Genomic DNA, 9,943 nt, shown 5'->3' with positions numbered 1-9,943 from the left:
CCCGTTTGTAAGTTCGTCCATAAATAACCATAATCAGCAACTCCACCGATCATTGCTGCCTTTACAACACCATTACCTTTTTGATAATCATATAATCGGCAATATGCAGGTTCGTATCCTAATTCTACAAATTCCAATACTTTAGGTTGATCGATCATAAAATCGAATACATTTGAACAACCATTTTCATCGTTAATTGTGATGGTATATTCACCAAAACCTAGATTCCATATTGAATCAGCTCCAATACCAGAATTACCTGTTGGATTTGGATTCCAGATATAAGAAATACGGTCATTATCTCCAGTTGCGTTAAACACTTCATTAATTCGTGCCCAACCAGTTTTGTCACCAAAACATAGCGGATCAAATGTTGTAATGTCAATATCTAATTGTTCAGGTTGACTTAGAGTAACAGTTCCTTCGCCAGAACAAGCCGTTCCATCACCGATAGTGTAAGTATATGTTCCAGCTTTTAAACTGTTTGCCGCATTAGAATTATCAATATTCAACACATTACCATCGACATCTTTAATTTCATAAACCACGTCGTCACCACCACCTCCACCAAGAATATTGATGATGATAGAACCATCACTAAAACCAAAACAAGAAGGTTCGTTGCTGATAATATCTATAGTAATACTTTCAACCATCGTAATTGTTGTTGTATAAGTTGCCGTACATCCATCTGCAGTTGTTACCGTAAGCGTTACATTATAAGTACCTGCGGCACCATAAGTATGATCAGGGTTTTCAAGTGATGAAGTTGAACCGTCACCAAAACGCCATTCCCATCCTGTTATATCACCAAGATCACTAATAGTAGATAGGTCGTTAAATTGCACAGCATTGATTATACATCCACCAGTACTGCCATCTTCAGATGAAACACCATCAGCAATAAATTCTAAATCAACTCTTGGCAAAGGCGAAACAAACAAATCAACAGTTGCCGTATTTGTACAACCAAAAGCATCTGTTCCAGTTACTGTATGCGTAAAATTTCCTGCAGCTAATGGTTCAAAGGCTGTACCATTAGTAACTCCCATATCCCATGAATAAGTATCAGCACCACCGCCAGTAAAAATTGCGGTTTCACCTAAACAAATAACGTCATCGTCAACAGCTGCAGTAACATCAGGTTCGTGAACTGTAATATCGACTTCAAAAACACAATCATCTTCGTTGTCACTGGTTGCAGTATAACTAAAAACACCTGCTGTTGCGAGCGGAAAAGAAACTCCATCAACAACACCATCCGACCATGTAACTGTTCCTCCATTAGTAGAAGACGCCTCTAAAGTCACTAAATCCCCAATACAAATATCAGTAGCTGACACAGTTGTTGTTAATTCGTCACAAGCACCATCTCCGTCAATTGACATATCCGTATATAACCAAAGTGAATTATCCGACAACCCATCTGCTTCTATATCAATCCTATCCGTTACATCGACAGCTGTAAAAGTAACTTCCATCGTATACCAATTTCTCCAATCTGGTTCTGGTACATAAGGAATAGTAGGAATATCCAAAGGAGCCCCACTTAATAGAGTTAAATTTCCAATTCTATCATAGGCCGGTGTTCCAAAAGTTAGATCCATCATATAATACACTGTTAATGTATAAGTGTCGCCGATGGTTAAATCAGAAATTTCGTAACCCCATTTTTCTCTTGTACCACCGAAGAATACCCCCCCGTGATAGGTTCCAGTTAAAGGAGATGGGGTAAAAGGATGTAATCCAAAAGGTCCAGGTCCGGGAATGGGATCGGAAGACCCAACTAAGTTTACAGGTGTTGTGTTGACTACTTGACCAAAGACACCGAAAGGAATCAATAAGAGTAAAGTATAAATAATGTTTAAGTAAGTTTTCATTTCAAGGTAAGTTTTATTGTTATCTATTTACAGAATATTCTAGTTCCAAATCATCTCTTTTAGCAGAGATTAAGTATTCTCCTTCAGCACAATCTGTAAAATCTATGATGAAAGAATCTGTTGCATCATCAACAATAATTTTCGGTTGATTTCCTGTAATTTTACTTCCATCCATTTCAGTAACTTTAACAGTCTCTGAATTCATTTGAATCTCGTAAAATGAAATCTTATAATCTGTTAATGGAAAAGGTTGCGGTTCGGCTTTCATTTGACCGAAACTTGTGGCGTTGAAACCTGTAAAAAGAAGGAATAGAATTAAATAGCGTTTCATAATTATTGTTTTTTCATTTATACACCTGCGTTGCAATTAAAGCAACAGCTAATGCTTTCAATACTTCGACGTATTCTTTCATTCATAAGTTGCACTCAATAATTATATTTCTGCAGTATTTATTCCAAGTTTACTAGGCTAAAGCTACTATTAAATCGTTTTAAATGCTGGATGTAGCTGTTGCTAAAAACTTTATCTTATATTTAACGCCTAAACTTTATGCTATGACAACTTTGGGAGTAATATTATTAATATTGACTGTGCTAATTTTAATCCTTGATCCAATTTTAGAAAAATGGAAAGGATTCGATATCATAAAAGACAGTAAGAAATGGATGTTGATCGGGTTAATGATATTTGGCTTAATGTTAATATTCAATCCTTTTACACGGACACCAGCTGGATACCGGACATTTGTTGAAACGATTAATGGGAATGAAAAGATGTTCTTCAATCCAGGTTATCACTTTTCTGGATTTTTCAGTAAAACAACAGATTATCCTGATGTAATTACGACTGTTTTTTCGCAAAATGAAGAAGACAAAGCAACCTCTAGTCACCCCGCATTTACCATTCGTTTTAATGATGCAACAAAAGCAACAGCACAGGCAACAATTAGATGGAGCTTACCGAATGACGAAGATAAAATGATTCAAATTCACAAAGCTTATCGTGGACCAGAAAGACTCGCAAAAAACTCATTGGTCCCTTATAGTAGAGAGTGTTTAAAATTTGCTGCGCAATTAATGGAATCAGAGACACATTATAGTGGAGGCCGATCTAAGTTAAAGGAAGATTTTAGAGATCAGCTGCAAAACGGACAATATGTACTTGAATATAAAACGGAGTATGTAAGAGATACTTTATCGAATGAAAGAGAAAAAATCACGACTTCATTTATTAGAATTGGTAAAGATGGTTTGGCAAGCAGAATTAAATCTGACATTCAACAATACAGTATTAATGTTGATTTTGCAGCAATTGACGAAGTGGACTATGAAGAGCAAGTTGATAGAAAATTAGCACAAAAAATTGAGCAATCTACACTCGAATCGGTAAGTAAGCAAGCTTTAATCACTGCACAACAAGAGGCTTTAACTGAAAAAGCAAGAGGAGAACAAATGTTAGCAAAGGTAAAAGCAGAACAAGAAGCGGATAAATTACAAGCCGTAATTCAAGCAGAAAAAGCAAAAGAAGTTGCACAACAAGAAGCATTACAAGCCAAATATATTGCAGATAAAATTGCCGAAGAAGGTAGAGCGCAAGCTGAGGCTAATAAAGCATTAGTATCAGCAGGGCTTACACCAGAACAGCGCATGAATATGGATATAGAAATTGCCGATAAAGTAAGTTCGAATATGGCAAAAATTAAATTTCCAGAAATTATGATTTTCGGTGCCGGAGATGGCAACAGTCCAACAAATCCATTTGATGCTGTTGGGTTAGAAGCATACAGAAAAATTGTTGACAGCATGAAAGGCGGACAGTAAATTTCAGATACCACTTCATTACATCTAAATATCAATCATTGCGTAGATTTCCTATACAAAATTGCTATCATTTTGAATCATTATTAACGGTTCATAACATCGTCCACTGATGAATGCAATCTGCTATTCTCTAAAATATTTTATCAAAAATTATATCAATTGAAATATTAATCGTAATATTGCAATGTAATTATGGGTATAACAAAAACAGATTTATTCACGCAAGATCAAAATACATTTGCGCAAATGGGAAAAATATTCTCCCATCCAGCACGTATCGCTATTCTCCAACATTTATTAGATGCAAATGCTTGTATAAATTCTGACCTTGTTCAAGAATTAGGTTTAGCACAAGCAACAATAAGTCAACATTTAAAAGAATTGAAATCAATTGGTATTATAAAAGGTACAGTTGAAGGCGTTTCAATGAGTTATTGTATCAACGAAGAAAAATGGTTAGAAATTAAATCAACATTCGAACAGTTTTTTGACCAACATCAGTGTTGTTCGGGAGATTCTTGCTGTTAAAAAAAATTGATATACACTATCGTAATATTACAATGAATAATTAAAAAAAGCAATATGAAATTAAACGAATTTAAAAACAAATTAAAAGAATTGGGACAAATCAGTTTTGAATTACCCAATGGAACATTAGTGCCTTCTCATTTTCACGTAACAGAAGTTGGCAGTGTTACAAAGAACTTTATTGATTGCGGTGGAACGACAAGAAAAGAGAACAGAGTCAACTTCCAATTATGGGAAGCGAACGATTATGATCACCGATTACATCCAGAAAAATTATTGTCAATTATTGAATTATCGGAAGATAAACTTGGTCTACAAGACGAAGAAATTGAAGTAGAATACCAAGGAGATACAATTGGAAAATACGGAATTGAAATGAAAGGGAATAACTTTATCTTAACCTCATTAACGACAGATTGTTTGGCAAAAGACAAATGTGGTATTCCTGAGAATAAAATCAAAGTTTCATTGAATGATTTAACTGCAGGAGAAGGCGAGAGTTGCGCTCCAGGATCAGGTTGCTGCTAATAATTATCCTATGTTCGACAAAATAAAACAGGTCATTAATAAAATGGACTTCGACGCGATTTTACCTCAACGTAAAGTCGCGTTAGACGTCCTTAGCCAATTCATACAAGAGAAAAAGGACAATAATGCGGAAGTGTTGTTAAATTTTATTTGTACTCATAATTCAAGAAGAAGCCAATTTTCACAGGTTTGGGCACAAGTTGCAGCGAATTATTTCGATGTAAAAGCTGCGTGTTTTAGCGGAGGCGTAGAGGAAACGGCCTTTAACGAACGTGCAGTCACATCTCTTCAACGTTTTGGTTTTAAAATCGCTCAAGCTGGAGAGGAAAACCCAAAGTACTCCGTACAATGGAATAACAATTCACAACCCTTCGTTATGTTTTCAAAAATGTACGATGATGTGATCAATCCGTCTTCAGGATTTGCAGCGATAATGACTTGTTCGCATGCCGATGAAAACTGTCCATTTGTTGCCGGTTGTGAAAAACGCATTCCAATTCGTTATGAAGACCCAAAAAACTATGACGACACACCATTAGAATCCGCTTTCTACGATTATCGATCGTTTGAAATTGCAACAGAAATGTTTTACGTATTCTCTAAAATTAAATAGACATGAGCGAAGCCGCCAAAATTGGATTTTTTGAAAAGTACCTCACCGTTTGGGTATTGATATGCATCGTGGTTGGTATAGGTGTTGGATTCGCTTCAGGGGATAGCATTACCGTGCTAAGTGATTGGAATATTGCAACAGTTAATGTTCCAGTAGCAATACTAGTCTGGTTAATGATTTACCCAATGATGGTTCAAATCGACTTTTCATCCTTAAAATATGTATCTCAAAACTGGAAAGGACTTGGGCTAACGGTTGTAGTAAACTGGCTAATTAAACCCTTCACGATGGCATTTTTTGCTTATATTTTCTTCTATCATTTATATGGCGCATGGATGTCTCCGGGCGATGCAGAACAATATTTAGCGGGAGCAATTCTACTCGGTGCTGCACCGTGTACGGCTATGGTTTTTGTATGGTCATACCTTACCAAAGGTGATGCAAATTATACCTTAGTACAAATATCTGTAAATGATCTAATTCTATTGGTCGCTTTTGTTCCGATTGTTGGATTATTATTCTCTTGGTTCGATATTAGTTTCATGAATGGAAGCGGAGAAATAATAGGCATTCCATACAACACACTTATTTCTTCGGTAATCATCTTCGTTGTTATTCCTTTAGTCGCTGGATATTTGACCAATAGAATTTTAATAAAAAGTAAAGGGCAAGAATGGTTCGAAAATCAATTTTTAAGACGTTTAAAACCTATTTCTATTGCGGCTTTATTATTAACCTTGGTTTTGATTTTTGCTTTTCAAGGACAGAAAATTATTGACAATCCAATCGCCATTTTATTAATTGCGATTCCACTTACTTTACAGACTTATTTCATCTTTTTTGTGAGTTGGTTTGTTGGCAGATTTTTAAAATTGAAACACAATATTTGCGCACCTTCAGCGATGATCGGAGCGAGTAACTTTTTTGAACTCGCTGTTGCGGTTGCCATCTCCATATTCGGACTAAATTCTGGGGCATCACTTGCTACTGTAGTCGGTGTATTAATCGAGGTTCCTGTAATGTTATCACTGGTCGCTTTGGCTAATAAATGGAAGTATTAATATTATATATCAGGTAAACAAGTTTGATTTTAAATGGATTCCGAAATGACTTCAGCATCCATTTAAAATTGAACGGTATGAAGGTTTATTTTAATATTGTCACATTACCTCTTTCGATGTGTTTTTTATCACTCATCACCTCTCCAAATTCAATGATCCAAATATAAGACCCGTCATCAACTAATCCTCCATTACCGTAGGATCCATCCCATCCAAAATTTGCATCAAACGATTCGAATACCATTTCTCCCCAACGGTTATAAATCGTTAAGTGATAATCGTAAACATCTAAGCCCATCGTAAAAATAGGTTTGAAGGTATTATTAAATGGATCTCCATCTGGTGTGAATGCATTTGGTATATAAAAAACCAATTCCTTTGTAATTTTAATTATTTGTTGTGCTTTACTCACACATCCGATATCATTTGTCGCTGTGAGCTCAACATAATAAGTGCCATTTGCTGTTTGGGGGAATTCGTGTGCTGGATTCTCTTCAAATACTGAAGGCGAACCATCACCAAAATTCCATGAATAAATAGTGGCATCCATTGAACGGTTAACAAATACATAAGTATAATTAAATTCAGAATCCTCTAAAGGGTTATAAGTAAAAATAGCTTCTGGTTGTGGAATCACTTCGATATACTCATTGTAGGTATCACTATCAACACAACCTTCAGTTGAAGTGACAGTCAATCTCACATCATACAGACCGACCCCTTCATATGTATGTAAAACATTTGCGCCTACTCCATTATCGCCATCTCCAAAACTCCATGAATATATCGCCTCATCGGAAGAAAAACTTGTAAATTGAACGGTGAAAGGCTCACATCCTATTGTATCGTCCTCAGTAAATTCAACTTCAGGTAATGGATGAACAGTAACAACCATAGCATCCGAACTTATACAACCTTCCGCAGAAGTAACAGTGAAAACATAAGTAGCCGTTTCAGTTGGTGCAAAAGGAACACCATCAATAATACCCCTATCCCAAGCAATTTCGTCACCAACTTCGACGCCTAATCCTGATAAAGTAATTTCATCACCAATACAAATCTCTTCATCCATTCCGGCATTGATAACAGGCAAAGGATTTACTGTTACAATCACCTCATCTGTGTTGACACAACCATTTTCATCAGTACCCGTTAATGTATAAGATTCAGTTTCAACAGGAGCAAAATCTTCGCCATCAACAACACCACGATCCCAAATATATTCACCATCTACACCGGCACCCGCACCAACTAAAACGGTCGTTTCTTCAATACAAATAGCATGATCTGGCCCAGCATCAACAGGTGGTAAAGCGACTACTTCAACCAATACATCATCCGAATTCACACATCCATTTACATCTGTTCCAGTTGCCGTATAAATTGCCGTTGCTGCGGGAATAAACGCCACACCATCAACCACACCCAAATCCCAGACATAAGACACTGCCCCATCGCCGGTAAAAACTACCTCTTCACCGACACACAAAAGAGAATCGTCAGCAATTGCCAATATCTCAGGCAAATCATTCACAAGAATGTCAATCGTAAATTCACAATCATCTTCATGATCACTTGTTGCAGTGAAAGTGTGAATTCCTGCCGCATCTGGTCTAAAAGCTTCGCCATCAATGTAGCCGTCCGACCAAGTTATTGTTCCACCATGAGTTGATTCGGCAGTTAAAGTCACTTCGCCACCTAGACAAAACTCAACTGAAGATACATCTGTAACTAAATCATCACAAGGTGGCTCAGCTTCCGTCCCTTCTAATACAATTACACCATGCGGATCAGGATTCGCCGCACCATCTGCAAAAGGTTCGAAAATTATTCCAATTACTCCTTCACCAGGAGGAATTACATAATCAGCAAAATCTAATAATTGAGAAGGACGCTCATAATTATATGGACCGCCATAAATTATACCACACGATGCTAAAGTTCCGGTTGCATTTGATGTCACCAATGTTAAATCATAATCTAAAGTTGCGGTTGTCGATCCATCAGACAATCTTAAAGCCACACGCCATGATTCGGTATAAGTATGTAAAGAAACCAATAAAACCTCTTCCCCCGGTCCATCAAAATAAGTAACACCAGAATTCCAAGTACCCGAAAAAGACCAACCCATTGGTACTTCAGCAGCTCCATTAATAAAATCTGCATCACCAATTGAAGCATTTACGAAAGTCATATCACAAGGAGCACCCTCGTCTGGATTGGTATAATCAGTTGCGTAATCAATGCCAGTATAAGGACCAACAATTTGACCATGTCCAACTAAAACATACATTAAACAAAATACAACTGATAGTATTATATAATTGATTTTGAATTTCATAGCGTTACAAAAATAAAAAAATAATTTAGACACCAATGGAAACGAACGATTAATGCAATCGTCGCCATTTTTTTAGGTGCATCAATTCAGACGCCGAATAATGAAATTAGATTCATTCATTTAATTCATATACATAGTGAAAATACAAATTTTAAAGTGAAATCCCAACAAACCATTTATATAGAACCTATTAACCGAATTATCAAGAAAATTTAGCTTAGTGGATTGGACAAAACATCCTCTTGTTTAACAGTTATTAAACAATAATTGCAAGTAACCACATTATTAAACGTCCAACCAACATCAATAGTCAATTCATTCACACATAAATATGATAATTAGTCGACATCATTTTAAATTCAAAGACTTTATTGTTTTTGAAAAAGCAATCATAACTACACCTTTTAAATATGAAGGAGTATTTAACAATAGTGGTTGTTTTATTTATATTAAAGGAAGCGGAAGTAAACTCATTTCTGCACAAGAGAATAAAGTTGTTGATGACAAAGAGTCCGCACTTTTAAAATGTGGAACCTACTATTTCGATTTCCACAAAAAGAATAAAGAGCAACAAATAGAAATGATTGCGATTCATTTTTTTCCAGAATTAATTCGAGCTATCAGTCTACACGAACTTCCAAAAGTCGATCCATTAGCAGTGACAAATGCCAAAGCTATTATTTCGAATTTTATTGGTTCATTGGAAGTATATTTCGAACATCCAACATTAATGAATGATGAAGTTTTGGCCTTAAAACTTAAAGAATTGGTGCTTTTACTCATCCAAACCAATCAAATTGATTCAATTCAAGGACTGTTAACAGATTTAAGGAATCCAAAATCCTTAGCATTTAAAAAAGTAGTTGAGACCCACATTTACTCCAATCTTTCAGTTGAGGAATTGGCTAAATTGAACAATTTGAGCTTGTCTTCTTTTAAACGAGAATTCAAAAAAACTTATGATGACAGTCCAACAAGTTACATCAATAGAAGGCGAATAGAAAAGGCAAAACAATTGTTGACACAGTCAAACGATAATGTAAATGAAATTGCTTACAATGTAGGCTTCAACGACCCATTATATTTTACCAGAATATTCAAAAAACAAGAAGGCATTCCACCGACAATGTATCGGATGGCGAATTAAATAGACTTAACATTTTAGAAAAAA

Annotated in this window: 9 protein-coding genes; 6 read left to right on the top strand and 3 right to left on the bottom strand. The window is 35.8% G+C overall.

Annotated features, from left to right (window positions below):
• Together T367_RS0110465 and T367_RS0110460 are read right to left on the bottom strand one after the other, a co-directional pair.
• The coding region (locus tag T367_RS0110465) for a PKD domain-containing protein (protein ID WP_035843213.1) at positions 1 to 1,880 on the bottom strand (1,880 nt) is incomplete at its 3' end.
• A 19-nt stretch (positions 1,881 to 1,899) separates the two neighbouring features.
• Complete coding sequence (locus tag T367_RS0110460; protein ID WP_027419798.1) at positions 1,900 to 2,211, bottom strand: hypothetical protein; 312 nt, start codon at positions 2,209 to 2,211, stop codon at positions 1,900 to 1,902.
• 164 nt (positions 2,212 to 2,375) lie between these two features.
• Here T367_RS0110460 and T367_RS0110455 point away from each other — a divergent pair, with 164 nt between their 5' ends.
• From T367_RS0110455 to arsB, 5 genes are all read left to right on the top strand, one after another.
• Positions 2,376 to 3,701, top strand: coding sequence for an SPFH domain-containing protein (locus tag T367_RS0110455; protein WP_027419797.1), 1,326 nt, complete (start codon positions 2,376 to 2,378; stop codon positions 3,699 to 3,701).
• Between the two features lie 192 nt (positions 3,702 to 3,893).
• A complete protein-coding gene (locus T367_RS0110450) occupies positions 3,894 to 4,229 on the top strand; it encodes an ArsR/SmtB family transcription factor (RefSeq protein WP_027419796.1) in 336 nt (111 codons plus the stop codon).
• 54 nt (positions 4,230 to 4,283) lie between these two features.
• Complete coding sequence (locus T367_RS0110445) at positions 4,284 to 4,757, top strand: DUF6428 family protein (RefSeq protein WP_027419795.1); 474 nt, start codon at positions 4,284 to 4,286, stop codon at positions 4,755 to 4,757.
• A gap of 10 nt (positions 4,758 to 4,767) precedes the next feature.
• Positions 4,768 to 5,370, top strand: a complete 603-nt coding sequence (locus tag T367_RS0110440; RefSeq protein ID WP_027419794.1) for a low molecular weight phosphatase family protein — start codon at positions 4,768 to 4,770, stop codon at positions 5,368 to 5,370.
• 2 nt (positions 5,371 to 5,372) lie between these two features.
• Positions 5,373 to 6,431 carry an ACR3 family arsenite efflux transporter gene (gene arsB, locus T367_RS0110435; protein WP_035843211.1) on the top strand — a complete coding sequence of 353 codons (1,059 nt, stop codon included), beginning with the start codon at positions 5,373 to 5,375 and terminating at the stop codon, positions 6,429 to 6,431.
• A gap of 85 nt (positions 6,432 to 6,516) precedes the next feature.
• On the opposite strand, the gene T367_RS0110430 is transcribed toward arsB, so the two are convergent.
• Positions 6,517 to 8,772 carry a PKD domain-containing protein gene (locus T367_RS0110430; RefSeq protein WP_084274384.1) on the bottom strand — a complete coding sequence of 752 codons (2,256 nt, stop codon included), beginning with the start codon at positions 8,770 to 8,772 and terminating at the stop codon, positions 6,517 to 6,519.
• A 331-nt stretch (positions 8,773 to 9,103) separates the two neighbouring features.
• Here T367_RS0110430 and T367_RS0110425 point away from each other — a divergent pair, with 331 nt between their 5' ends.
• Positions 9,104 to 9,919, top strand: coding sequence for a helix-turn-helix domain-containing protein (locus T367_RS0110425; RefSeq protein WP_027419791.1), 816 nt, complete (start codon positions 9,104 to 9,106; stop codon positions 9,917 to 9,919).
• Positions 9,920 to 9,943 lie beyond the last annotated feature (24 nt).

Origin of the sequence: Crocinitomix catalasitica ATCC 23190 (genome assembly GCF_000621625.1) — a bacterium.
GTDB classification, from domain to species: Bacteria; Bacteroidota; Bacteroidia; order Flavobacteriales_D; family Crocinitomicaceae; genus Crocinitomix; species Crocinitomix catalasitica.
This window is presented reverse-complemented; position numbering and strand designations above follow the sequence as displayed.